The organism is Pseudomonadota bacterium, assembly GCA_016195085.1.
In the GTDB taxonomy this organism is placed as follows: domain Bacteria; phylum Pseudomonadota; class Alphaproteobacteria; order SHVZ01; family SHVZ01; genus JACQAG01.
Genome location: JACQAG010000022.1, coordinates 189,743 through 215,412, shown reverse-complemented (window position 1 = coordinate 215,412; position 25,670 = coordinate 189,743). Strand labels below are relative to the sequence as shown.

Sequence of the window (25,670 nt, the reverse complement as noted above, 5' to 3'; positions counted from 1 at the left end):
ATGGCGGAAGCCCCACTACAGGCTGCAATCGCCCGCCTCCCGATCGGCCGGCGCCATCCCGCTTTCCGCGACGCGGGCTTCCTTGTCGGCTGCGCGATCGTCGCCGGCCTCGCAATGGTCGCCGTGTTGGCGGACGTCATCGCCCCGCACGATCCCTATTCTCAGAGCCTGATCCGGCGCTTGCGGCCTCCGGTTTGGTACTCGGGTGGTAGCTGGACCTACCCGCTCGGCACCGATGCCTTCGGGCGCGACTATCTCTCCCGATTGATCCACGGCACCCGCATTTCGCTCGCCGTCGGTGCCGCCGCGGCGAGCATCGCCGGCCTGATCGGGGCCAGCCTCGGCGTCGTCGCTGGCTATGCCGGCGGCATCGTCGACCGGGTCGCCTCCTACGTCATCTCCACGCGGCTGGCACTCCCCTCGCTCTTGATCGCGCTGGCGATCCTGCAGGTCGGCGGCAGCGGCCTCGGCATCGTGATCCTGGTTCTGGGCCTGACCCACTGGGACCGCTTCGCGGTCGTCATGCGCACGGTCACGCGCCAGGTGGAGAGCCAAGACTACATTACGCGTGCCCGCACCATGGGGTGCTCCGATTGGCGGATCATCACCCGTGATGTCGTGCCCAATGTATTCAGCCATTTCGTCGTCGTGTTCACCTTAGAGATGGCCCAGTGCATCCTGGCGACCGCGATCCTGAGCTTCCTCGGGCTCGGCATCCAGGCGCCGGAGCCGTCCTGGGGCCTGATGATGGCCGAGGGCCGCACCTGGCTTACGACCGCACCCTGGCTCACCACCGCCGCCGGGCTGGCACTCATGCTGCTGGTGCTGGCGATCAACCTCGTCGGCGATGGACTGCGCGCCAGATTGACCCCGGAGCGACGCCATTGACCCAGCCATCGACGCTCGAGGTCGAAGGCTTGCGCGTGTCCCTGCCAACCCTCGACGGCACGCAGCTTGTGGTGCGGGGGGTCGATCTCCATGTCAGGCGCGGCGAGACCTTGTGCATCGTCGGGGAGAGCGGCTGCGGCAAGTCGATGACGTCGCTGGCGCTCATGAATCTGCTGCCGCGCTCGGCAGTGCGTGAGGTCGACCGGCTGATTCTCCAGGGCGAGGATCTCCGCGGTGCCGACGAGGCGCGCATAGAGGCGCTCCGTGGCGACAGGATGGCGATGATCTTCCAGGAGCCGACGACGGCGCTCAACCCGGCCTATACCGTCGGCGAGCAGCTCATCGAGGGAATTCGTCACCACCGGAAGCTGATCCGCCGCGGGGACGCCGTGGCGCGTGCCGCCGAGCTCCTTGGAACCTGCGGCATCGGCCAAGCGCGGCTGCGCCTCAGGCAATATCCGCATCAACTCTCCGGCGGCATGCGCCAGCGGGTCATGATCGCCATGGCGCTGATGACCGAGCCGGCTCTGCTCATCGCCGACGAGCCGACGACGGCCCTTGACGTCACCATTCAAGCGCAGATCCTGGGCCTGCTGCGGCAGCTCCAGCATCGGTTCGACCTCGCCATCATCCTGATCACCCACGATTTCGGCGTCGTCAGCCGCTTCGGCGATCGGGTCGCGGTGATGTACGCAGGGGAGATCGTGGAGACGGCGCCGACCGAGACGCTGCTCAGGCAACCGATGCATCCCTATACAAAAGCGCTCCTCTCCTGTATGCCGGGGGTGCGGAGCGGCGGCAGCCGCCTCGGCTATTTGCAGGGACAGGTGCCGAGCCTCATCGGCGAGGTCGCGGGTTGCCAATTTCGCAACCGCTGCCCCAAGGCCGCCGAAGCCTGCGCCCGAGCGATCCCGCAGCGCATGATCGCGCCGGATCGGTACTACCGCTGCGTCATCCCTCCCGCGGCGGCGACCGGGAGCCAAGCGCTGGCGGAACCAGCGGCGGCGCAAGCGGCGAAGACCGGCACGAGTACCGCGGCCTCCGCGATCACGCTCATGGACGTCGCGGTCATCTATCGGGTGCGCCAGGGGCTCTTCGATCCGCCAAAAACGCTGAAGGCACTTCGCGGCATTGCGCTCGATCTCGCCCCAGGCCTTGCTCTCGGCGTCGTCGGAGAAAGCGGCAGCGGCAAGTCCACCCTGGCAAGAGTCATGCTCGGCTTGGAACGGCCGCGGAGCGGCACGGTTCGCCTTTTCGGTCGCGACCTCGGCACTTTCGGCAGGGCGGCGCTTGCACGCACGATCCAACCCGTGTTCCAAGATCCCTACTCATCCCTCAACCCGCGCCGCACCGTCGGGGCGACCATCCGCCTTCCCCTCGACGTGCACCGGATCGGCACGCCGGCCGAGCGCGATCACGCGGTCGAGCGGATGATGGATTTGTGCGGGCTGCCCAGACGCCTCGCTTCGTCCTACCCAGCTGAGCTATCCGGCGGGCAGCGCCAGCGCGTCGCCATCGCCAGCGCCGTCATCCTCAGACCGCCGATTCTCATCTGCGACGAGCCGACCAGCGCGCTCGACGTCTCGGTGCAATCGCAGATCCTCAATTTGCTGCAGGACCTCCGCGCCGAGCTCGGCCTCACTTCTGTGGTGATCAGCCACGATCTCAACGTCATCCGCTACCTCGCCGACCGGATCGTGGTCATGTACCTGGGCGCCATCGTCGAGGCGGGATCCGCCCGACAGGTCCTCCAAACGCCGCGGCATCCCTATTCGCAGATGCTGCTGGCGACGAGCGCCGAGGCCGGCCTCGAGGCGATGCAAGTGAGCGAGCCTCCAAGCGCGCTGGCGCTGCCCTCCGGCTGCACCTATCGCACGCGCTGCCCCCTTGCGATGCCGATCTGTACCGAGATGGCGCCGCCGCTGCGTGCCGTCGACGGACATGACTGGGCGTGCCACCTCGAGCCTGTCGGCAACGACCTGGATCCAGGCGACCGTTCGGGAACCATGGATATCAAACAGTTAGAGTAAAGCCGCGCAGGCGGGGGGGCGCCCTGCTCCACTAGCAGGGTAACGTGCTGCCGCGCAGACGGATTGGGGTGACCAATGAAACAAACCAAGGATCAGCCGTCGGGACATATCGACTCGCCCGAGACATTTGCCGATTGGCACATGCCTTGGCCCAGCTTCACGATCGACTGGCGTTCGACGGCCCTGGTCGTCGTGGACATGCAAAACTACGGATGCAATCCCGCGGTCGGCGTTGCCCAGATGCTGACGCAGCGCTATCCCGCCATTGCGGACTACTACGTCGAGCGCTTGGTCCACACCGTCATTCCGAATGCCAAACGATTGTTGGAACGGTTTCGAAGCCACTCCGCGCAGATCGTGTTCACGCGACACGGAGCCTTGCTCCCCGATGGGCGGGACATGATCGAACGCCGAAGACGGCGCGATGCCGAGTCGATCACGACGACAAATACGCCGGTGCTCTGGCATCGAGGGACTTTCGAGCACGACGTGATTGCGGAGCTGACGCCCGCCGCGCGCGACCTCGTTCTCGACAAGAATACCTCGAGCGCTTTCAATTCGACCGGGATCGAATGGCTGCTGAGAAATATGGGCATCGAGTCGATCGTGTTCGTCGGCATGGCGACCGATATGTGTGTCGAGACGACAGCGCGCGATGCCGCCGATCGCGGATTCAATGCAATCATCGTCGAGGACGCATCCGCGACGTTTTTCGATCGGCACCATCGCGCGGCGCTTTCCGGTTTTGCGCGCGTCTTCGGGCAGGTCTGGAGCACCGAGCAGGTCTTGGATGCGATCGGCGCGTCGAGCCCCTTGAAATCCCACTAGGTTTGAACGAGATCCGGTGGCCGATGCACGCAATCGAGACGGATATCGAGATTGGCTGAAGCGGGGACACTTGCTCGCCCGCCGCCGCGATATTGGCTACAATGGTCACGCCATTCACGATCATGCGGCCGGCCACCGCTTCGAGGGGTAACGATGACCGTCACCTTCGATGACCCTGCACCCTCAATCTCTTTGCCGAGGTGGATCTTGTTCGGCTTCGTCGCCGGATTCCTCTCGGTCCTGGTTTTCCATCAGGGTGCCAATAGCATTGCCTATCTGTTGGGCTGGAATCCGAATCCGGCCTACGCCATGCGCGCGGTTCCGCCTCTGGGCGTGCCGCAGGTCATCTCCCTCGCCTTCTGGGGCGGTGTCTGGTTTTCGGTGTTTGCCGCCGTCTCCAGCCGGCTGCCGCAATCCCTGCGGAGCGGTGCGGGTTTCTTCATCGCCGCGATTGTTTTCGGCGGTCTATTCATTTCCACGTTCAATTGGTTCGTGCTGGCCCCCTTGCGCGGACAGGCGCTCGGTAATGGCTTCGTGCTCGTCAATATGCTTCGCGGCATGACCTATAACGGCATTTTCGGCCTGGGTGGGGCCGTATGGATGACCGTGGGGCTGCGCCTGCTGGGATCGCGAAACTAGGCCGCTACCCCTTTGCGCCATACCATGGCGAGCCAGGGCTGCTGGGGGCGGGGGAGTCCGGGCGGGCGGTAGTAGTGCAGCACTTCGACGAATCCGGCAGCGCTCACATAGTTGCGCCAAGCGTCGAGATCGCGGAAACAGCCATAGCGGTCGCCGCGGATACCTTCCTCGTTGTTGCCTCGAGGATTCGAGCAAAATAGGACGCCCCGCGGTCTCAAGGTTCCGGCGAGCTCCAGCAACACCCTCGGCAGCTCCCGGCTCGGCACGTGGAACAGTGAGGCATTGGCAAACACCCCGTGGAAGCGATCGGCCGGCAGATCCATCGCCAGGAAATCCTGGTGCAGAACCTCGCAGCCGGAATAGGCGCGCGCCATGGCGACGAACTCCTTCGACCCGTCCAAGCCGATGGCCTCATGCCCCAAGGAACGGAAATGGCGAAGGTCGCGGCCCGGCCCGCACCCCAGATCGAGAATGGAGTGCGGGGGATCGCCCTCGATCGCATCGAGGAGCGCCGCATAGTTCTGGCTGACGTCGTGCGCCCGGGTCCCGTCCCAGAAGGCCTCGGCCTGCCGATCGTAATAGGCGAGCGTCACCTCCGAAGCACGATGCGGCTGGTCTGAAGCGTTATCCGCTGCCGCCATCACGGCGCCAACCGGACGTTCCAGAACGCCGGCTGGGGCATCGAGGTGAATCCCTGCAGCTTATCGCTGACCGCCGTCAGGCTATAGAAATGGCCGGTGATCAGTGTCGACGCCTGCTCATAGAGAAGCGTCTGGATCTTCGACCAGAGCGGCACGCGCTTGGCCGGGTCCATCTCCCGGTTGAACTCGTTCAATGCCGCGGTCTTCTCCGGGGTGTCCCACCAGCCGGGATAGTCCGGGCTGATGAACGTGACCGCATTGGGATCGGGCTGGAACCCGTTATAGGCGATGAAGCCTTCCCAATTGTTGGGGTTGGTGCGCAGTTGCGTCACCGACGCCCAGTCCAGCACCTTCACATCGACGGCGAAGCCGGCTTCCTCCAAGTTTTCCTTGGCAACGAGCGTCTGCTTGTAGAAATAGTCGAATTGCTGCGAGGTCAGCAGGCGGATCGGCTCGCCCTTGTAGCCGGCCTCCTTCAGCAGCCGGGCGGCCTTCTTCGGATCGTGCTGGTTGAAGCCCTGGGTATTGGCGCCGTCGTGGTAGGCAGCACCCTTGCCGTAGATCGAGCCGTCGAGGTCAAAGAGCGCAGGGTCGCCAAAAGCGGCCGCCAGCATGTCGCGCGGGCTGATCGCCGCCTGCATCGCTTGCCGGATCTTCACGTTCGCCGTCGGCCCTGCCTTGGTGTTCAGCACCATGAAGATCACCCAGTCCGGGCGCACGAGGATCGGCGTCACACCACGCGCCGCCTTGAGCTGGGCATAGGACTCGTTCGGCAGCGTGTCGGCAAAGGCGTATTGGCCGCTGATCACGCCCGCCACGCGCGTCATCGCATTGGTTACCGGGATGAACCGGATTTCGTCGATGATGGCCTTGCGTTCGCCGGCATAGCCATCGGGCGTCCCAGGCGGTGACTTGTACTGGTCAAATCGTACGACACGCGTGAATTGGTCTGGCTTGCGCTCGAGAAACTTGTACGGTCCCGTTCCGATGAACTCGGTTATGGGCGTATCGGTCGCGTTCAATTCCTTCGGCAGGATCACGGCGGCCGCGGTGTTGGTGGCCAGCAGCGGCAGCAGCGGCGCAAATGCCTGCTTCATCCGGATCTCGACCGTGCTCGGATCCTTCATCGTGATGGATTCGGCCAGCGCGCCGACGAGCTTGCCGCGCGGCGATACTCTGGCCCAACGCTGCAGCGAGGCGACCACGTCCTCGGCGGTCATTCGCCTGCCGTTGTGAAAGACGACGTCGGCGCGGAGCGGAATGGTCACCACAGTGCCGTTCCCGGCAATGGTCGCCGGGCCCGAGGCGAGCACGGGCTGAAGCTCCCATTTCGAGTTGAATGTGTAGAGCGCCTCAAATATGTGATGCGTTATAATGGTCGCCGAATCCGAGGTGAAGATGACCGGATCGAGGTTCGGCGGCTCGCCGTAGAGGGCGACGTCGATTGCCGTCGCGGCCAGGGCCGGCGCAGCAAGAACATTGCCGCCGAAGAGCGCCAATGCGGCGCCAAGTCGAAGGCATCTCTCGAGCTTCATGGCCATCTCCCTAGATTTCGGGCGCGGCGCTTTGGCGAGGCCGCTTCTCCCGGTTGATCGAGGGGCTGTCCTATGGCGACCGATTGCCGCCTGACCGGCCCGCTCGCGGGCCGATCCTCCGCCAATGCGGTTCCTTGCGCAAGATCGCTTCGCCAGACCGTGCTAGACTGATGCAGCAATGCTGACATTCGTCATTCGGCGATTGGGCGCGATGATCATTGTCATGCTGCTCGTCGCATCCTTGGCATTCATCATCGCCCGCGTCGTACCAGGAGATCCGGCAGCCGTGATGCTGGGCGACATGGCGACGCCGGCCGATGTGGACAAGCTCCGATCCGAACTCGGCCTCAATCGGCCGCTTGCCATCCAATTCGTCATCTTTCTGCGAAACATCCTGGCTGGCAACCTCGGAAGGTCGATCTTCTTCGATCAGCCGGTCGCCCAGGCCATGCTCGATCGCGCCGAGCTGACGCTCTTGCTAACCGCGCTGGCAGTGAGCATCGCGATGGCCATCGGCGTTCCCATTGGCATCGTTGCCGCGGTTCAACGCGGCAAGGTCTCGGATCAGGCGCTGACGGCTGGCGCGATGCTAGCGGCTAGCTTGCCGAGCTTCTGGATCGGCCTAACGCTGATCCAGTATTTGTCGGTGGACCTCAGGTGGTTTCCGGTGGCGGGCTACGGACCGCCTGGCTCCAGCCTGCTCGAACGGCTGCAATACCTGATCTTGCCATCCTTCGCGCTTGGAATTCCAAGTTCCGCTTTGATCATGCGGTTCACCCGAAGCAGCATGCTGGACGTGCTTGGCGAAGATTACATCCGCACCGCCCGGGCAAAAGGGCTGGCCGAAGATCGGGGCATCCTGAAGCATGCGCTGCGCAACGCAGCCATCCCCATCCTGACCGTCATCGGATTGACCATCACGGTCCTGATGGGAGGTGCCATCGTCACCGAAACTGTTTTCGCGTTGCCAGGCGTGGGCAAGCTGATCGTCCAAGCCGTGCTGTATCGCGACTATCCGGTGATTCAAGGCGCGCTGCTGGTGGTGTCGGGGATATATGTCCTCATCAATCTGGCGATCGATCTGCTCTACGCCGTCCTCGATCCGCGCATTCGCTATTGAGCCCGCCCGTGTCCACCATCAGCGACCGCACCATCCGGCTCGGACGCTCGAGATCGCCGGCGATGCGCCTGCTGATGCGCCTAACGCGTCGCCGCATCTTCGTCGTGGGTCTCGTCTTGCTTGCATTGGCGGTGATCTCCGCGGTGTTCGCGCCCTGGGTCGCCCCCTTTAGTCCGCAAAAGATGCAGGTCGCCAATCGGCTGGCGGCGCCAAGCGCGATCCATCCCTTCGGCACCGACGAATTCGGCCGCGACGTCCTCAGTCGCACGATCTATGGCGCCCGGCTTTCGCTGCTGGTCGGCTTTCTTGTCGTCGTCGTCTCCGGTGTCATCGGAACGGCGATGGGACTCGTGGCGGGCTATGTCAGGAGCCTGGACGCAGCACTGATGCGGCTGACCGATGCCATGATGGCGTTTCCCGACATACTTCTGGCCATCGCCCTGATGGCGGGCCTGGGTCCGGGGCTGCTGAACGTCGTGCTGGCGCTTGGCATCGTCTATACGCCGCGGATCGCGCGCATCGTGCGCGCCGCAACCCTGATCCTCCGCGAGCTGCAGTTCATCGAGGCCGCGGAAGCAATCGGCGCCACGCGATCCAGAATCATCATGGCTCACCTCCTGCCGAATCTGGTCTCGCCGATCATCGTCCAAGCCACGTTCGTGTTCGCATACGCAATCCTCACCGAGGCGGCCTTGTCATTCCTCGGCGTCGGCGTCCCTCCGACCGTCGCCACCTGGGGCAACATGATTGCCAGCGCTCAACAGGTCATGCAGCAGGCCGAATGGCTGATCCTGGCCCCGGGCATCGCCATCGCGCTCACGGTGGTCTCGCTGCAGATCTTCGGAGACGGCTTGCGGGATGCGCTCGATCCCCGGCTGAGACGGGTGGTATGACGACCATGGCTCGGCCGCCGAATTCGGCAACCGAGCGATCACGTCAGGTCGAACAACAGGAACTCCGCCTCCGTCGTCGCGGCGATGTCGATCGTCTCGACGTCTTCGATCGCAGCACCGTCACCCGTCTTCAAGGTCTGCCCGTTCGCCGAGAGTGTGCCGTCGACGACCTGGATCCAGGCGCCGCGCCCCGATGCCAGCTTGTGGCCGACCCTGGCGCCGCGATCGAGCAGGCTCGCATAGATGCGGACATCCTGGTGAATGTCGAGCACGCCCTCGCCGCCGTCAGGGGCGACCAGCAGGCTGAGCGTGTTGCGCTTGGCCGCATCGGGGACGCTGGTCTGCCGGTAGGTGGGCTCATGCCCCTCGCGGTCGGGCAGAATCCAGATCTGCAGCAGGCGGAGATCGTCTTTGTCGGAAGCGTTGAACTCGCTGTGGCGCACGCCCGTCCCTGCCGTCATGGACTGGACGTCGCCGCGGTTGAGCACGCCGGAGCCGCCGGTCGTGTCCTTATGCGCCAGCGCGCCGCGGACGAGGTAGGTCACGATCTCCATGTCCCGGTGGCCGTGCATGGGAAAGCCGGATCCGGGCTTGAGGCTATCGTCATTGATGACGCGCAGGCTGCGATAGCCCATATGCGCCGGGTCATAGTAGTGAGCGAATGAGAAGGTGTGGTGGGTGTCGAGCCAGCCGTGGTTCGCATGTCCACGGGCTTCGGCCGGACGCAGTTGGATAGTCATGGCATTCGTCTCCGAAAGGGGGGCGCCGGAGCGCCCGCCGGTCTTCGCCTATTAAAGCTCGCGGCCGATCGCGGCATCGAGCGAGAAGCGGCCACCGCCCCGGATGACATAGCTCAACGCGAGCACGCTCCAAAGAAGTGGGTATTCATAGCCGCCATCGGTCCAGAAGAAGCCGTTCGCCAGGTGCACCTCGACCACGGCGACAGCCATCAAGCCGAAGATCAAGGCAGCGGCGGCGCGTGTCGCCAGGCCAAAAGCCAAAAGCAGACCGCCGCCGAATTCGATGAGCCCAGCCATGAGCGCCAGCGAGGCCGGCAGCCCCAATTGCGAGGCGAAGAATTCGCCGGTGCCGGCAACGCCATAGCCACCGAACCAGCCAAACAGCTTCTGCGCACCATGGGGGACAAGCATGAGCCCGGTTGCCGCCCGCACCAGCGGGTCGGCCAAGGGTGCCAGGGCTTCGGTGATCGAGCCCAGCGCCGGAACCAGCGGCTTGGGCGCGGAAAGCGACGTATCCGACATTGGAAGCTCCTTCTGATTGATGCCATCCGGGTCGGCCCCGGTGTGGTGCCCCAAACATGGCTTGCGCCCAGGTTTGCAACAATCCATGATATTGGAACAATACTGTCGCGTTGCAGGCAACAATCATGGACCGTCTTTCCGCCATGGAGGCGTTTCTTCGGGTGGCCGAGACGCGGTCGTTCACCGAAGCGGCGCGGCGGCTCAGCCTCTCGAAGTCCCTGGTCAGCCGGCAGGTGGCGGCGTTGGAAGCCGAGCTGGGCGCCCGTCTCTTCCACCGAACCACCCGCTCGCTCACGCTGACCGAGGCCGGGGAGCGCTACTACGCGGCGACCCAGCGGATCGTGGCAGAGATCGAAGAGGCGAAGCTGTCGGTGAGCAAACTGCAGACGGCTCCCAGGGGGCGGCTCAGGGTGAACGCACCGATGAGCTTCGGCTTCCTCCACCTCGCCCCGGCCCTGCCCGATTTCCTCGCACGCTATCCCGAGGTGGAGATCGACATGGCGATGAACGACCGCTTTGTCGATCTGGTCGAGGAAGGCTTCGATGTCGCCGTCCGCATCGGTCGCTTGGCGGATTCGAGCCTGGTCGCGCGCAAGCTCGCCCCCATGCGCCGCACGCTTTCGGCCAGCCCCGCCTATCTCGAGCGAAGCGGCGTGCCGAAGACGCCCGACGACCTCGAGGGCCATGATTGCCTGTGCTACAGCAATCTCACCCGTTCGGAGGAGTGGCGCTTCGTCGGCACGGACGGACGGCCATGGTCGGTCGAGGTGGAGGGACGGTTCCGGGTCAACAATGGCGATGCGCTCCGGGCCGCGGCGTTGAAGGGTCTCGGCATCGTCAACCTGCCGAGCTTCATCGTCGGCGGCGATTTGCAGGCGGGTGCGCTGGTCTCGCTGCTGGCCGAGTACATCCCCCAGGATACGGCGATCTATGCGGTTCACCCCCATGCGCGCCATCTCTCGCCGAAGGTTCGGGCCTTCAGCGATTTCCTGGCCGAACGCTTCGGTCCGCTGCCCTATTGGGACCTCGTGGAATAGCCGCGATGACCTCTGGAGCCGATCTCGATCGCCTGCAGGCCTTGGCGATCGAGCAATACAATTCCGGCAACCTCGTCGCCGCCCAAGCCTCCTATCGGGAAGTGCTGGTGAGCGGGACCGCGGACCCGACTGTGCTTGGCATGCTCGGCGTCATCGCCGCGCGCATGGGCGAGCACGCGCTGGCCGAGCGCTTCTTCATGGGCGCGCTCTCGCTCGATCCGGCCTTCGCCGACCAGCATCTCAATCTCGGCCTGTGTCGGCGCGACTCCGGCGACGGCGCTGCAGCGACGGCGTCTATTCGACGCGCAGCCGCGCTCGGTTCGGCGGATTCGCGCTCCCTCATCGCGCTCGCGACCTCGGCGCTTGCAACCGGCGCGGCCAGGGAAGCCGAAGCTGGGCTGCAAAAGGCCTTGCTGCTCGCCCCCGCGGCGGCGGATGGCTGGAACGGACTTGGCGAGGCGCGCCTCGCCGCCGGATGCGCGCATTCGGCCGCGACGGCGTTTCAGCGGGCGGCCGCGGTGCAACCGCATCTCCTGGAGATCGCGGCCAATTTGGCAACCGCGCAGCTCCGATCGGGCCGATTGGGGGCGGCCTGGTCCAGCTATGAGCGGATCCTCGCCCGGCGGCGCGCCTCCCCGTGGTTCCATCCGGAACTCAGCGAACAAGCCGGGCCGGCATCCGGTCATGGGAGCTTCCGCGAAACCACGCGGACCAAGCTCGCCCACGACGTCGAGCAGCTCCGCTATCTCCTCGGTCTCGGGCTCGTGCCCGCCACGTATGCGGAGACGATCCAGCGCTATGAAGCAGTATTGGCCGAGATTTACACCGCCCTCCCCGTGCGGCTGACGGCGAACCAGGCCGAGCGCCTGGCACCGACCTACAACCGGGTGCTGCACCGTCGGATGGGCGCGTTCACGACTCCAGCCGTGAACCCTCGATTGGACGACGACGCCATCGCCGCTCGGTTCAAGGCCGCCAAGCCGGGGATCGTGTGGGTCGACGAGCTGCTGACGCAGGCGGCGGTGGAAGAGCTCCATCGCTTCTGCCTGGAATCCACCATCTGGTTCGACTACCGCCATCCCGAAGGCTATGTCGGCGCCATGCTCGGCGACGGCTTCACCTCGCCGCTCCTGTTGCAGATCGCCCATGAGCTGCCGGAACGGCTACCCAAATTGTTCGGCGGCGAGATGCTGACGCAGATGTGGGCGTTCAAGTATGAGAGCGGCCATGCGGGCACGGATCTGCATGCCGATGCCGCGCGCCTCAACGTCAATTTCTGGATCACGCCGGATGAGGCCAATCTCAGCCCCGGACGCGGCGGGCTCGAAGTCTGGGACCGCCTGGCGCCGGCGGATTGGGACTTCGCCAAGTTCAACAGCGACCAGCAGGCGATCCGGCGGTTTCTCGCCGAGGCCGGGGCGCGGAGCGTCATCATCCCATACCGCCGTAACCGGGCGGCGATCTTCGACTCCGACCTCTTCCACCGAACCGACGATTTCAGCTTCGAGCCGGGCTATGCCAACCGGCGGATCAACGTCACCATACTCTATGGGGAGCGGGCCCGGCGGTAAGGCGCCCTGATCGGCGCGTGCATGGGGCTATAGTGCCGAGAGCCGGTGCACCCAAGGAAACCATGTCGACTGCCGAAGGCCGCACCGGGCGCCGCGCCATCCATCTCGGCATTCTGCTGATGATCGGGAGCAGCCTGGTGGGCGTGGGCCTGGACAGCATCGCCAAGACGCTGGGCCAGACCCTGCCGGTCGCCGAGGTGGTGTGGGCGCGCTATGCCTTCAGCTTTCTCTCGCTCCTGCCTTTGGTGCCGCGGCTGGGCCTGGCGCCGCTGCTGACGAGCCGGCGTCCGTGGCTGCAGCTCGGCCGCTCGACGGCGCTGGTCACTTCGGGCGTCCTCTACTTCTGGGCACTCCGCTACATTCCGCTGGCCGATGCGACCGCCATCGCCTTCGTCTCGCCCTTGATCCTGACGGCGCTGTCGGCCCTCGCCTTAGGCGAGCGGGTCGGTCTCGGCCTCTGGATCTCGATTGCCGTTGGGCTTGCCGGGACACTCCTCATCACCCAGCCCGGTTCCACGAGCCATGGCTGGGAGGCCTTGCTGCCGCTGGGATCGGCCGCACTCTATGCGCTCTACCAGCTGCTGACCCGCAAGATCGCTCCCTATGACGGGGTTGCGGTCAGCCTGCTCTATTCGACCCTGGTCGGGGCCTTCGCCATGAGCTGCTTCGTTCCCTTTGTCTGGGTCGGCCCTTCGGCAGGTGAATGGTTGCTGATCGTGGCCCTTGGCAGCTTGGGCACGCTCTCGCAAGTCTGCGTCATCCGCGCCTTCGCGTTGGCGCCGGCCTCGGTGCTCGCACCCTTCAACTATGCCGCCATTCTGTGGGCGGTGCCGTTCGGTTGGCTCTTGTTCGGTGATCTGCCCGACGCCTGGTCGATCGCGGGTGCCGGCATTATCGTGCTGAGCGGCCTCTACGTACTCGGCATCGCCCATGACGATACCGGGGGTAAGCCGGCGCCGGGCCCGGTCCGCTCGCCGCAACCATGAAGCGGCTCCCCTTCGCCTCCCTCGGGGGCGTGCGGCCGGATGCAAGCCAGGCTAAGCTAGCGGACGTTACGACGGTCGGGGAGTTGGAGCATGCTGAGCGAGACTGAGCTCGCGCGGTACCGCGAGGACGGCTTCGTCATTCCGGATTTTCGCCTGCCGGAGGCGACGATCGAGGCGATCCGCGCCGACCATTCCCGGCTGATCGCCAGAAAACCGGAATTCGTCGACTATTGCTCCACACTCCTCGCCTACGATCTCTGCTTCCTAAACTATGCGCGGATCCCGACTCTGGTCGACATGGTCGGGCAGATCATCGGGCCCGACTTCGCGCTGTGGAACTCCAGCTTCTTCGCCAAGCCGGCCTTCAAAGGCCGCAAAACCCCCTGGCATCAGGATGGGGAGTATTGGCCGATCCGGCCGATTGCCACCTGCACCGTGTGGATCGCCGTGGACGATTCCACCCGCGAGAATGGCTGCCTCAGGATCATTCGCGGTTCGCACCAGGCGCGCCGTCTGTTCCGCCACAGCACCAATGCCGACCGCAATCTCACGCTCAACCAGGAGCTGGACGCTTCGGAATATGACGAAGGGGACGCGGTCGATATCCTACTCGAAGCGGGGCAGGTCTCGCTGCATGACGTCTTTCTCGTTCACGGTTCAGAGGCAAACACTTCGCCGAAGCCCAGGCGCGGCATGACGCTCCGCTTCATGCCCACGACCTCGGTGTTCGATCGCGCGCTGGCCGAACGTCAGCGCCAGGAAAAGCAGCTACCAATGGGCCACCAGGACCGCACCCTGTTCCTCATGCGCGGCGTCGACCGCAGCGGCAAGAACGATTTTACCCTGCGGCTCTAGCGCGCCCGGCCCGGCACGCCGGCACCGCCGCAGCAAACCAGGAGGTATCGATGAGAGCGATCGTCTCCGCCCCACTCGTGCTTGCGGCAGTGCTGACGGCCACGACACCAGGCGTCTCCTACGCGGAAATGCCCAAAGCCGTCCGTGTCGGTATCGATGTCGATGCGGGCACGCTCGATCCCAGGCTCGCCCGGGATACGACGGCGTTTCGCGCCAACGATCTGATCTATGACGGGCTGGTGCAGCTCTCTCAGGATCTGAAACCGGTGCCGGATATCGCCGAGAGCTGGGATAACCCCGCTCCAACCGTGTGGGTCTTCCATCTGCGCAAGGGTGTGAAGTTCCATGACGGCGCGCCGCTGACGGCCGAAGACGTGGTCTTCACCTATCGCTCGATTATCGACCCGAAATTCAACGCGCCCTATCGCGCCCTGGTGACACCGGTCGCTTCCGTGGATGCGATCGATGCCTCGACGGTCAAATTCACCCTCGAGGTGCCCTATGCGCCGCTCCTGAGCTACCTCGATGTCGGCATCGTGCCGAAGGCCCTGGTCGAGGGCGGACGCGACATCGCGCTGAAGCCGATCGGGACCGGACCGATGAAGCTCGCCGCCTGGCAACGCGGCGCATCGATCAAGCTCGAAGCCAATGCGGACTATTGGGCCGGCGCTCCGGCGGCAAAGACGATCGAGCTCGTGGTGATCGGGGACAATACGGCGCGTGCCCAGGCCTTCGAAGCCGGCGATCTCGACCTCATTCAGTCGCCCCTATCGCCCCAGGACATCAAGCGGCTGCAAGCCGACCGCCGCTTCGTCCCCACCGTTCAGGCCGGACTCGGCATCACCTACCTCAACTTGAACACGGCCGATCCCATCCTCGCCGACCCGAAGATGCGGCGCGCGCTCGCCATGCTGATCGACCAGAAGACCATCGTCGGAAAGATCTACGAGGGTGTCGACCAGGCGGCAACTTCGATCCTGCTGCCCTCGTCATGGGCCTATTCGCCCGAGATCAAGCAGCCAGACTTCGACCCCGAGGGGGCGCGCGCGCTTCTCGCCTCGCTCGGCTGGAAGGTCAGCAATGGCGACGGGCTCCTCAGAAAGGACGGCAAGCCGTTGAAGCTGACCATCGCCACCCATTCGGAGGACCCGAACCGCGTCCAGGCCGTTGAATTCATGCAGGCGGTGATGAAGCAGGCCGGCATCCAGGCCGAGATCCAGATCTCCGACTGGCCGTCCTTCTCGACCGGCTATGTTCAGCAGGGCAAGCACCAGGTGGCGCTCCTCGGCTGGCTCAACCTCGTCGATCCGGACCGTGTCAGCTACGGCCAGCTCCATACCGACGGCTCGCTCAACTGGGGCAAATACGCCAACCCGGCGCTCGACGCCTTGCTCGACGCCGGCCGGCAGTCCCTCGATCTCCCCGGGCGGCAAGCAGCCTATCGCGGTGCGGCCAGGGTCATCGCCGACGAGCTCCCCTACTACGTGCTCTCCTACCAAGGCTATCAGCGCTTCCACAACCCCAAGCTCGGCGAGCTTCAGGTCAATCCCAGGGGCTATCTGCGCGCCCTCGTCGCCCCGGCCAAGTAACGAGCGATCACGGGCTGGCTGGAAGCGGCGGACGGCGCCGATGCTGAGCTATGTCGGTCAACGCCTGGTGCTACTCATCCCGACGGCGGCGGGCATGGTCGTCGTCACCTTCTGCCTATTGCTGCTCATTCCCGGCGATCCAGCAGCGATGCTTCTGGGCCCGGAAGCATCGCCCGAGGCGATCCAGCGGCTGCGCACGGCGCTTGGGCTCGACGCGTCCTGGTACATGCGGCTCGGCGACTATGTCCTGCGGCTGGCCCAGGGCGACATGGGCATGTCGCTCTTCCAGAACGAGCCGGTCTCGACGGTGATTTTCAGCCGCCTCGGCGCGACGGTGGAGCTGGCGGTCGTCGCCCTGCTCCTGGCTTCCATCGCCGGCATCGCGCTCGGCGTCGCCGCCGCCTCACGCCAGGGAACCATGATCGATGTCGGCGCCATGCTGCTGGCCCAGCTCGGAGTGTCGATGCCGATCTATTGGCTCGGCATCCTTCTGGCCCTCTTCTTCTCCGTCCATCTCGGCTGGCTGCCGGCGATCGGGCGCGGCGCACCATTGCCCGACGCGCTGCTGGCCGCGGTGACGGGCGAGCCGGAAGTCTTCGTCAACTTTCTCTCCCATCTCTTTCTGCCGGCGCTCGCCCTCGGCGCCAACGCGGCGGCCGTCATCAGCCGCCTGGTCCGCGCCTCCATGCTGGAGGTGCTCAGCGAGGACTTCGTCCGCACCGCCCATTCCAAGGGCTTGCGGCCCCACCGTGTCATCTTCGCCCATGTGCTGCGCAATGCGCTGCTGCCGGTCATCAGCATGATCGGGCTGCGTTTTGGCGCGCTTCTGGGAGGTGCGGTGCTGACCGAGAGCATATTTGGTTGGCCCGGCCTCGGCCAGCTCACCATCGCCGCCATCTCGCAGCGCGACCTGCCGTTGATCCAGGGCATCACGCTTACCTTCGCGATCCTGTTCGCGCTGGTGAACCTGGCGGTCGACCTCATCTATGCTGCCGTCGACCCCCGCATCAGGCTCGGAGGGGTGCCATGAGAGGGTGGCGTTCGCTGCGCCACGCGTCGCTCGTCGTCGGCGCGGCGATCTCGTTCGCGATCGTCTTCTCCGCGATCTTCGCACCGGTGCTTGCGACCCATGGCGTCGAGCAGATGGACATGGCGAACCGCTTCGCCTGGCCGTCTTGGCGCCATTGGCTCGGCTCGGACAATTTTGGACGCGATGTATGGAGCCGGCTGATCTTCGGCGCGCGGATCTCGCTCACGATTTCCATTCTCTCGGTATCGCTCGCGGCCACCATCGGCACCGCGGTCGGCCTCGCTGCGGGCTATTTCGGCGGGTGGGTCGATCTGGTTCTGATGCGCGTCACCGACGTCTTTCTGGGATTTCCGGCGCTGATCCTGGCGCTCGCCGTGATTGCCGTGCTAGGGCCGGGAATCGTCAACGTCACGCTGGCACTCGTCATCGTGTTCTGGACCGAATATGCCCGCGTCGTCCGCGCAGCGACGCTGATCTTGCGCGAACAGGCCTATGTTCAGGCGGCTCGGATTCTAGGCGCCTCGGATTTTCGCATCCTGTTCCTGGAGATCCTACCCAATGCGGTGGGACCGATCATCGTTCTAGCGACGCTCGGCCTCGGCGGCGCAATCATCGCCGAGTCGGCGCTGGGCTTCCTCGGCTTCGGCGTGCCGCCACCGCAACCCACCTGGGGCTGGACGCTTGCCTATGGAACCAAGTTCATGCGCACCGAGCCCTGGCTCTCGATCGTCTCCGGCGGGGCGATCATGCTGACCGTGCTCGGCTTCAATCTACTCGGCGATGGCCTGCGCGACATCCTCGATCCGCGTCAATTGTCACGCGGCATGGCTAAATGATCTTGAATCTCCCCTAGGAAGTTGCCCTCAGCGGAAGGACGTATCGATGGCCAGTCAGCACCGGATCATCCGGCCGAAATTCACCACCTATGCGGATGGTTGCGAGGCCGTCCTCACCATGCACGAGATTGTCGGCGAAGCCGACGGGCCCACGGTCGGCATCAGCGGCGCCATCCATGGCAACGAGCCGACCGGCACGGAGATCATTCTCGATCTCTACCGCACCATCAAGAACATGAGGATCAAGGGCCGGCTCCTGCTGCTGCCGGTTGCCAACCCCCGCGCGTTTGCCGCTAACCGCCGCTGCACCCCGACCGATGACCTCAATCTCAACCGCGAGTTTCCCGGTGACGCGAAGGGCACCTACACCCAGCAGCTCGCCGCCGCCATCACCGGGGAGTTTCTCGAGAAAATCGACGTCCATATCGATTTCCATTCCGGCACCGACCGGCCGACCGTCGACTATGTCTATATCTGGAGCGACGAAGCCCTGTCGCGATCCTTCGGCTCCAAGGTCCTCTTCCGCCCGATGGCCGGCAAGGAAGGCACCGTCTACGCCGGGACCACCAAGGCCGTCACTCTCGACCGGCGCAATATTCCGGTCGTCGTCGTCGAGCTCGGCGGCGGGATCGTCGACCAGAAGCCCTATGTCGAGCGCGGCCTCGCCGGGGCGCTCAACATGCTGCGCCAGCTCGGCGTGATCGAGGGCGAGGTCGTCCCGCCGCCACCCCAGGTCGTGGTGCGCTCGATCGCCGGCGTCAGACCAACCCAGGCCGGTCTGATCGAGAACCTGGCCCCGCCCTTGGGCGAGAGGATCCGCGGCAGGGCGCCGATCTTCCGCGTCATCAGCCCCTATACCTTCGAAGTCCTACAGGAAGTCGCCAGCCCCTATGAGAACGGCATCATGATCATGGGTCATCTCGGCCGTAATCTGGTGGAATCCGGCGACTACGGCTACATGATCGGCGATCTCGAGGGTGCCGAGACCTGACGAGGGCGGTCGCGATCGGCTCGGGCGTTCGGCTAGTAGACGAAGCGCGCGTTCAGCTGTAGCTGGGTCTCCACGGAGCGCTGCGGCAAGCCGAGCTCTCTGCTGCGCTGCACGCGGCTGCTGTCGATGCGCAGCACCTCTCCGGACAGCTTGAACCAGCGCACCGGCCCCCAGGTTACCGCGAGAGTCAGCGCATGCCCGTGCTCGGTATAGTCGTTGTTCGGGCCCGACCGCTCCTGGGTGGCGAAGACATCGAGGCGCAGCGCAGCATTCCAGTTGCCGAAGTATCGCCCCGCCAGAAGATAGGCGGATTGAAAATGCGTGATGCTGCGAGACGCCTGACTTGGATTGATCTCGGTCTCACCGACCATGCCTTGGCTCAAGACGACGAAGTCGCCGAGATAGGTCTCGATTCCGGCGCTGTTGAACTCGGTACGCCAGGCGAACTGGCCGTATCGGCGCGCGGCGGGATCGGCCCCGTTGTCGTAATGCAGCAGGGTCAAGCGGCCGATATCGTTCTCGCGCCATGACAGGCCGCCATAGAATCCCGGCGTGTTGTCGATTTCCCGGAACTCGCTCATCCATCCCGGGGCCCGCCTGCGTTGCGCGCGGAGGACCACATCGGGAATTCGAAGACGGTCGAAAAGGCCGGTCGGCCGATCACCGAAGGTCCAGCCGCGATCCGCCAGCAGCGCTCCAGTGGGATCGTTCTTGCCGAAGACCGCTCCGGTGATACCGAAAGCTCCCGTGCCATAGCGCCACTCGAGGGTGGATTCGCCGCCGATGGTGCGCAGCTCGTCACCCACCCAGGAATTGATCGCCGAAGGCGTCAGCGTCCAGGGGCTGGTCCAGCCGACCCCTTCGTTCTCGAGCGAGATCGGCGGGAAGAAGGCGCCGAGCTTGATCGACCACAAGGTCGAGGGGGTCGAAATCGGCTGATAGCGGCCATAGGCTTCCAGGATATCGATCGCCGTCTTCTGCTTCGGCTCGTAGCGCACCGAGGCGAAGGCCAGGACATCGGGTCCAAGCTTGAGACGCGCATCCGCGAGGAGTTGACCCAGATGAATGTCCGGACCTTGATCGCTGCCGCCATTGAACCGAAGCTTGCCCAAGCCTCCATCCATCCAGGAGCGCTGGCTCGAAGGGCGGACCAAGCGCACATCGCCAAGGGCGTTGACAGTGAAGTCCTGCGCCCACCCCGCACCCGACGGAGCAACGGCGACCAACATCGCGGCCAGCAAAAGCGCTGAACGAAAGCGGCCTGGCATTGCTTCGACCCCCGCCAAAGTGGCAGTCTTATCACGATCTTAAGGCCTCGGTCATGTGACCTTGCCCGGTTCGCATCGGGCCGCGGGTCAATGCTGGTAGTATTGACCGCGTGAAGCCGGGCGCGGCGTGTCGCCACGGCGATCGGAAGATAGAATGAATAGACCGGGCATCCGGAATATTTCAGCGTCGATGGGCCAGCGCCTCAGTCTGCGGCCGCGGCCCGCCTATCGTCTGCTATTGGCTTTGGGCGCGTTGATAGCCGCGAGCAGCCTCGTTTGCGCCCTCGCCGTGGCGGCGAGCGTTCATCAGATCGCGCAAAAAGGCCGGGAATTTCAAGTGAAGACCATCAATATCGGCATCGGCGATGTCGTGCGCTTTACCAATGACGACGAGTTCCTGCATCAGATCTTCGTCACCTCGGACGCCTTCAAGTTCGACTCTGCCGAGCAGCCACCTGGCGAAGCGATCGAGGTGAAGTTCCCTAGCGCCGGCCTCTATTCGGTCCGCTGTCATATCCATCCCAAGATGCTGTTGTCCATCATGGTCAAATAACATTATCTTGCGCTATTCTCAGCGATGACACGCCGTGTTGAAGAACGTTAAGGCGGTTTCTGCTTAGAATAGCGGCTAATCGCGGAAGATCGCCCCATGGGCCATGGCGATCGGCATCAAAGCGAGAACCGTCTCGATGTCGCTCTCCCCCATAAAGATCAAAGGCTCGATCAGCACGAAGATCTTCGGCGCATTCATCGCCATGGCGCTCATGATCGGCGCGCTTGGCGCCTACGCCATCTACGTGCTCACGGTTGCCGGCACGATCGTCGCCGACACCTATGATCGGCCGCTCATGGCCATCAATTTCGCGCGCTCCGCCAGCCAGATTTTCACTGCGATGGACAAGGAAGTGCTGCGACGCAGCACGGTTCCGCCCGCCGCCCAACAGGAAATCGAACGCCACATCGACCAGCTCGCGCACAGCTTCTCCGACGATCTCGCGATCGCCGAGGAGCGCGCGCTCTCCGAGCAGGAACGCGGCATCATTCAGCAGATACGCCAGCTGGTCGGCGAGTGGAACGACCTCCGGCGAAGTCAGAGTCTCGACGACATCGCCCCGCAGCTATACCGGCTGGCGGAAGACATCATCGATCGCTTCGATATCTTGACCGAGCTCACAGCCGAGCATGGCTTCGTCGAGCGCCGCCAGGGTATCTCCGCGATCTCGCGCTTCAAGTACATCAGCATCGGCGGAGCCTTGTTGGCTTTCATGCTGGCCGCCGCAATCACCCTGGGCCTGGCAAGCCGCATCATCCAGCCGCTGGCGGCGTCGGCCAGGATTGCCGATCGCATCGCCAAAGGCGAGCTTAATACGCCGATCCCGAGCGGCGGCAAGGACGAGACCGGAATCCTCCTCAGATCAATGACGGTCATGCAGGACAACATTCGCGTGATGATGGAGCGCGAGACCGCCCAGCGCCAGTCGGCGCAGAACCGATTGATCGATGCCCTTGAGAGCTCCCGCGAGGGAATGCTTCTGGTCGACGCGGAGGGCCGCATCGTCATGGTCAACAGCCAAGTCGCGGCATTCTTTCCGCGAGTGGCTCACTATTTCACGCAAGGAGCGGAGTTTTCCGCCGCGTTCGCGCTGATCCATACCCAGCTGAAGCAGCCGGCAGATTCTTCGGCTGCAGAGGCGGCGTTTTCCCAGATCCTCGATCGCGGCGGCGAGGCGCAGCTGACGGACGGGCGCTGGATCAGAGTGAGCCGCAGCAACACCCATGATGGGGGTTTCTTCCTCTTCCTTAGCGACTTCACCGAGATCAAGGCGCGCGAGCAGCACTATCGGGAGGCGAAGCTGCAGGCCGAGGCGGCGAGCACCGCCAAGAGCCGGTTCCTGGCTCACATGAGCCACGAGCTGCGCACGCCGCTCAACGCCATCATCGGCTTTTCGGAAGTCCTCGCGAGCCAGATGTTTGGATCGCTGGGCAACGGGAAATACGTGGACTACGCCACCAATATCAGCCAAGGCGGCCATCATCTTCTGGACATCATCAGCAGCGTGCTCGATTTGGCAAAGAGCGAAGCCGGCAAGCTGCAGCTCAACGGCGAACCGCTCGATCTGCGCGTCGTCCTCGCGGACTGCGCGACGATGATGCAGGACCAATGCACGCGCGCCAGCCTTCGCTTCGATGTTGCCAGCCAAGAGCAGCCGCTCGACATCGTCGGCGAGCCGGCCAAGCTCCGTCAGATCTTCCTCAATCTGCTGTCCAACGCGGTCAAGTTCACGGAGCCCGGCGGTTCCGTGTCCATGCGGGCCGGAGCGCCGATGGACGGTGCCATCAGAGTCGAGATCGCCGATACGGGTATCGGCATGGCGCCTGAGGACATTCCGATCGCGCTCGCTCCCTTCGAGCAAATCGATAGCAGGCTGGCGCGGCGCTATGAGGGGACCGGCCTCGGCTTGCCTTTGGCAAAGGCGCTGGTGGAGCTGCATGGCGGCGAGATCACGATTGCCAGCGAGCCCGGCAAGGGCACCCGGGTTGCGGTCATGTTGCCGCACCGCTTGCACAACGGCGACGCCGGGCACTCCTTGGCCTCGCTCGCGGCGAGATAGGCCCCCCCCCCCCCGCGCAAACGATCCGTGCCGTTGGAGCTTGCGCCGCCGGTCGGCTGGTTTCGCTTCAGGCCCGACGACGACGCGGGGACTTGAGCGGGAGGCGAAAGAGCGGACCTCAGCCAGCGATGGCGCGAAATGCCGCGAGCGATTGCTGAGCGCCGGCACGGATAAATCCGACATCGGCACCGGCGGTGATCAACCGCGCACCGAGATCAATCGCACGCCGCGCCCAAGCCGCATTTGGCGTATAGAGGCCTGGCAGCACCTTGTTGCGGACACACGATGCCAGCACACGCTCGATCGCTCGCCAGAGCCGCGTATCGTCCATTTGGGTTCGGGGATCGAGGCCAAGCGTGATCGAGAGGTCGCCGGGACCGAGATAGATGCCGCCAAGACCCGGGACACTCAGGATCTCATCGGCACGCTCGACCGCCACGGCCGTCTCGATCTGGATCATCGGCAGAATCGTGTCGTTGGCCCGATCGAGATAGTCGGGCCCGCCATAGAAGCCGCCGCGGATCGGACCGTAGCTCCGATAGCCGCGGGGCGCATAGAGGCAGGCCCCGACGAATGCCTCACAATCCGCCCGGGTGTTGATCATCGGGCAGATGACGCCGTAGGCGCCGGCATCCAGCATCCGCATGACCAGGTTGGGGGTGTTCCAGCCGACCCGCACGATGGGCGTCGATTGGGTGGCGGATATTACCTGCATCATCGCCAGCGTGTCCTTGTAGTCGATCGCTGCATGCTGGGTATCGATGATCAACGCATCGAAACCCTCATGGGCCATGACTTCGGCCGCATAGAGGCTATCCAACGCACAGGCGCCGGCGACGACCACGCCGCCATTCTGCCAAATCGTCTTGACGCGGTTCTCGCGCATCGTGTCCCCTCCTCCGTTGCGGGCGCTAGTTCTTGAAAAACCATGTCTCCGGATGCGAGCTGCCCGGCGTGCGGCAGTGCTGAGCAATGCAGGCGCGCTCCGGAATGTTGCCGAGGCGGTTGCTGACCAGGCGGACACCCATAAACGCCGGAGACTGGCCGACCGTACCGATGCTGTATTGCTGATCGACGAGGATCTTCCAGATCTCCTTCGCCGTGTTCTCCCGCCCGATAGCGTCCTGTCCGGAGGCCGACCGGAACAGAGCGAGGGCACGCTGCATCTGGGGATCCTTCGGCTCGACGCCTTGCTTGCCGCCGCTGCCAAACCAGATGGCGATCTGGGGCCCCATGTACGACTCGTTCGGTATGACCGGGATCGCCAGCTGCGGATAAAGATAGAGCATCTCGGTTCCGCCATTGGTCCACACGAAGACCTGATGCTCATTGTTCCGCGTCTGCGTGATGGCGAGGCTGCGCTCCATCTCGCGAACATCGGCCTGAATGCCGATCTTCTTCCATTGCTGGGCGATCATCTCGGCCTGTTGCGGCCATGGCAGCAGGGCCTTGACTGCGGTCACCTGCAGACGAAGCTTTTCGCCATTGTCGGCCCGCAGCCGGAAGCCATCGCCGTCCCGCTTCGCAAGCCCGAGCGCATCCAACATTCCGTTGGCTCGCACCGGGTCGTAGGTCGACCACTTCTTGCGCCAGTCCGCACCGGGGCTGAAGGGCGTCGCCTCCGCCGGCGCGATCGATCCGGCTATGCCGGTTCCGAGCCAGAACGTCTCATTCAGCTGCTCGCGATCGATGCCGAGCGACAAGGCGCGCCGAAAATCGACATTGGTCAGCCATCTGGCGATTTCCGGGTCGGCGGCATAGCTCTGGTTCAGGTGCAGCGTCGTATCGGAGCCGTTGAAGGCGAGATCGAGGTGGATGGAGTAATCGGCCTTCTGTCGGTTCTCGAGCAGCACCGGCAGCTTGCCGAGGTCGACATTGCGCTCCTGCATGTCGTACTCGCCGGCGATGGCGCGTAGATTCAGGACCTCGGTGTCCTGGGCCAGTGTCATCACGATGCGGTCGATATAGGGCAGTTGATTGCCTTCGGTGTCGACGGCCCAATAATAAGGGTTGCGCTCGAGCACCCAGTTGAGAGTGTTGATCGGCCTTTGCATGTGCCAAGGACCGACCGTGGGCAGCTCGGGATTGAGCAGCCAGTCCTTCTTGAAATGCAGCATCCTGACCCAGGTCTCGAAGCCCTCGGCCTTCGCCGCCTGGGTCACCAGCTGCTCGGAGGAGTATTTCGGCAGAAACTTCTTCAGGTAGTGCGCAGGCGCATAGGCGCCGTAGGTATAGTTCTGCGACTGCCGTGCCGATTGCCCGCCGCCGATCGGCGTGTCACCCGCGAGGATATCGAGGAAGAGGTAGTAAGGATCATCGAACTGGAAGGCCACAGTGTCGTCGGCAATCTTGACGACGCGGCCAGGCTTTCCGTTGATCGACATGTCCGCAACCGGGACCGGGACGATATCCTTGTTGGAGTAGAGATCTTCGAACCAGAAGACGAAGTCGTCGGCGTTGAACGGCGCGCCGTCGGACCATTTCAGGCCTCGGCGCAAGGTGAGCGTGAGGGTGCGGCCATCCGCGCTCGTTTGCCAGCTCTTAGCCAAGCTGGGCACGATCTTGGTGCCCGTTGCATCCCAAAACACGAGCTTGTCCGAGGCGTTGATGCGGTTGCCGTTCTCGCCATCGGCCGGACCGATGAAACCACGCCTCCAGGTGCCTCCGTAGCGGCCGGTCTCCCTCAGCGGCCTGATCACCAGCGGATCTGCCGGCAGCCGCTCACCGACCGCCGGCAGGCGTCCCGCCTTCACCATCTCGCCGAGGGCTGGCGCCTCCTGGTAGCGGCTTGGCCGCAAAGCCGGGTCGAGCACGAGCTGAGCGCCTTCGAGCTTGCCGACGAGGCCAGAGGCGGCAAGCGCGCCTGCGCCCGGCGCCTGCGCGCTTGCCGCTTGCGTCATCGCCACGAGCCCGACGAACAAGGTGGATCGAACGGCCGCGGCGACAAGAGCGCTGCAATAGGGTGTCGACCACATGAGCCTGCCCTCGCGGATGGAGATGCCCCACATCCATGGTGGCCACTCTTGGCAGCCCCGTTCAATGCAAATCGACGATCGACA

At 64.4% G+C, this 25,670-nt stretch carries 24 protein-coding genes; 16 read left to right on the top strand and 8 right to left on the bottom strand.

Going from position 1 to position 25,670, the window contains the following annotated elements; all coding sequences use genetic code 11:
- From HY058_06735 to HY058_06720, 4 genes are all read left to right on the top strand, one after another.
- A complete protein-coding gene (locus HY058_06735) occupies positions 1-888 on the top strand; it encodes an ABC transporter permease (GenBank protein MBI3496981.1) in 888 nt (295 codons plus the stop codon).
- The gene (locus HY058_06730; protein MBI3496980.1) at positions 885-2,918 is read left to right on the top strand and encodes a dipeptide ABC transporter ATP-binding protein; all 2,034 of its coding nucleotides are present in this window, start codon (positions 885-887) and stop codon (positions 2,916-2,918) included. The genes HY058_06735 and HY058_06730 overlap by 4 nt, the downstream gene beginning before the upstream one ends.
- A gap of 75 nt (positions 2,919-2,993) precedes the next feature.
- Complete coding sequence (locus HY058_06725) at positions 2,994-3,746, top strand: cysteine hydrolase (protein MBI3496979.1); 753 nt, start codon at positions 2,994-2,996, stop codon at positions 3,744-3,746.
- Positions 3,747-3,899: 153 nt separating this feature from the next.
- Positions 3,900-4,385, top strand: a complete 486-nt coding sequence (locus HY058_06720) for a hypothetical protein (GenBank protein MBI3496978.1) — start codon at positions 3,900-3,902, stop codon at positions 4,383-4,385.
- On the opposite strand, the gene HY058_06715 is transcribed toward HY058_06720, so the two are convergent.
- Both HY058_06715 and HY058_06710 read right to left on the bottom strand, forming a co-directional pair.
- On the bottom strand, positions 4,382-5,026 hold the full coding sequence (locus HY058_06715; protein MBI3496977.1) for a class I SAM-dependent methyltransferase: 645 nt from the start codon (positions 5,024-5,026) through the stop codon (positions 4,382-4,384). The two genes, HY058_06720 and HY058_06715, sit on opposite strands and share 4 nt — an antisense overlap.
- A complete protein-coding gene (locus tag HY058_06710) occupies positions 5,026-6,561 on the bottom strand; it encodes an ABC transporter substrate-binding protein (protein ID MBI3496976.1) in 1,536 nt (511 codons plus the stop codon). Before HY058_06710 ends, HY058_06715 begins: the two co-directional genes overlap by 1 nt.
- A gap of 178 nt (positions 6,562-6,739) precedes the next feature.
- On the opposite strand from HY058_06710, the gene HY058_06705 reads away from it, so the two are divergent.
- The gene (locus HY058_06705) at positions 6,740-7,681 is read left to right on the top strand and encodes an ABC transporter permease (GenBank protein MBI3496975.1); all 942 of its coding nucleotides are present in this window, start codon (positions 6,740-6,742) and stop codon (positions 7,679-7,681) included.
- A gap of 62 nt (positions 7,682-7,743) precedes the next feature.
- Positions 7,744-8,574 carry an ABC transporter permease gene (locus tag HY058_06700; GenBank protein MBI3496974.1) on the top strand — a complete coding sequence of 277 codons (831 nt, stop codon included), beginning with the start codon at positions 7,744-7,746 and terminating at the stop codon, positions 8,572-8,574.
- Between the two features lie 38 nt (positions 8,575-8,612).
- On the opposite strand, the gene HY058_06695 is transcribed toward HY058_06700, so the two are convergent.
- The gene (locus tag HY058_06695) at positions 8,613-9,314 is read right to left on the bottom strand and encodes a pirin family protein (GenBank protein MBI3496973.1); all 702 of its coding nucleotides are present in this window, start codon (positions 9,312-9,314) and stop codon (positions 8,613-8,615) included.
- Positions 9,315-9,365: 51 nt separating this feature from the next.
- Entirely contained in the window at positions 9,366-9,836 is a 471-nt protein-coding gene (locus HY058_06690; protein ID MBI3496972.1) for a DoxX family protein, read from the bottom strand.
- Positions 9,837-9,961: 125 nt separating this feature from the next.
- Here HY058_06690 and HY058_06685 point away from each other — a divergent pair, with 125 nt between their 5' ends.
- The 8 genes from HY058_06685 to HY058_06650 all read left to right on the top strand — a co-directional run bounded on the left by HY058_06685 (position 9,962) and on the right by HY058_06650 (position 18,731).
- Positions 9,962-10,873 (top strand): LysR family transcriptional regulator, encoded by a 912-nt coding sequence (locus tag HY058_06685; protein ID MBI3496971.1) that lies wholly within the window; start codon positions 9,962-9,964, stop codon positions 10,871-10,873.
- A 5-nt stretch (positions 10,874-10,878) separates the two neighbouring features.
- Positions 10,879-12,444, top strand: coding sequence for a tetratricopeptide repeat protein (locus HY058_06680; protein MBI3496970.1), 1,566 nt, complete (start codon positions 10,879-10,881; stop codon positions 12,442-12,444).
- A 62-nt stretch (positions 12,445-12,506) separates the two neighbouring features.
- Positions 12,507-13,430, top strand: coding sequence for a DMT family transporter (locus tag HY058_06675; protein MBI3496969.1), 924 nt, complete (start codon positions 12,507-12,509; stop codon positions 13,428-13,430).
- A gap of 90 nt (positions 13,431-13,520) precedes the next feature.
- The gene (locus HY058_06670; GenBank protein MBI3496968.1) at positions 13,521-14,285 is read left to right on the top strand and encodes a phytanoyl-CoA dioxygenase family protein; all 765 of its coding nucleotides are present in this window, start codon (positions 13,521-13,523) and stop codon (positions 14,283-14,285) included.
- A 50-nt stretch (positions 14,286-14,335) separates the two neighbouring features.
- Positions 14,336-15,874 carry an ABC transporter substrate-binding protein gene (locus tag HY058_06665; protein ID MBI3496967.1) on the top strand — a complete coding sequence of 513 codons (1,539 nt, stop codon included), beginning with the start codon at positions 14,336-14,338 and terminating at the stop codon, positions 15,872-15,874.
- Positions 15,875-15,914: 40 nt separating this feature from the next.
- Positions 15,915-16,904 (top strand): ABC transporter permease, encoded by a 990-nt coding sequence (locus tag HY058_06660; GenBank protein MBI3496966.1) that lies wholly within the window; start codon positions 15,915-15,917, stop codon positions 16,902-16,904.
- Positions 16,901-17,740, top strand: a complete 840-nt coding sequence (locus HY058_06655) for an ABC transporter permease (GenBank protein ID MBI3496965.1) — start codon at positions 16,901-16,903, stop codon at positions 17,738-17,740. The genes HY058_06660 and HY058_06655 overlap by 4 nt, the downstream gene beginning before the upstream one ends.
- Before the next feature lie 46 nt (positions 17,741-17,786).
- Positions 17,787-18,731: a succinylglutamate desuccinylase/aspartoacylase family protein gene (locus tag HY058_06650; GenBank protein MBI3496964.1), complete on the top strand. Its 945-nt coding sequence runs from the start codon at positions 17,787-17,789 to the stop codon at positions 18,729-18,731.
- Between the two features lie 32 nt (positions 18,732-18,763).
- On the opposite strand, the gene HY058_06645 is transcribed toward HY058_06650, so the two are convergent.
- Entirely contained in the window at positions 18,764-19,843 is a 1,080-nt protein-coding gene (locus tag HY058_06645) for a hypothetical protein (protein ID MBI3496963.1), read from the bottom strand.
- A 310-nt stretch (positions 19,844-20,153) separates the two neighbouring features.
- Between HY058_06645 and HY058_06640 the strand changes: the two genes are divergently transcribed.
- Positions 20,154-20,552: a hypothetical protein gene (locus tag HY058_06640; GenBank protein MBI3496962.1), complete on the top strand. Its 399-nt coding sequence runs from the start codon at positions 20,154-20,156 to the stop codon at positions 20,550-20,552.
- A gap of 75 nt (positions 20,553-20,627) precedes the next feature.
- On the opposite strand, the gene HY058_06635 is transcribed toward HY058_06640, so the two are convergent.
- Entirely contained in the window at positions 20,628-20,765 is a 138-nt protein-coding gene (locus HY058_06635) for a hypothetical protein (GenBank protein MBI3496961.1), read from the bottom strand.
- Between HY058_06635 and HY058_06630 the strand changes: the two genes are divergently transcribed.
- Complete coding sequence (locus tag HY058_06630; GenBank protein ID MBI3496960.1) at positions 20,755-22,611, top strand: HAMP domain-containing protein; 1,857 nt, start codon at positions 20,755-20,757, stop codon at positions 22,609-22,611. The two genes, HY058_06635 and HY058_06630, sit on opposite strands and share 11 nt — an antisense overlap.
- Positions 22,612-22,729: 118 nt before the next feature.
- Here HY058_06630 and HY058_06625 read toward each other — a convergent pair whose 3' ends face one another.
- Entirely contained in the window at positions 22,730-23,497 is a 768-nt protein-coding gene (locus HY058_06625) for a 2,4-dihydroxyhept-2-ene-1,7-dioic acid aldolase (GenBank protein ID MBI3496959.1), read from the bottom strand.
- 25 nt (positions 23,498-23,522) lie between these two features.
- A complete protein-coding gene (locus HY058_06620) occupies positions 23,523-25,619 on the bottom strand; it encodes an ABC transporter substrate-binding protein (GenBank protein MBI3496958.1) in 2,097 nt (698 codons plus the stop codon).
- Between the last annotated feature and the right edge of the window lie 51 nt (positions 25,620-25,670).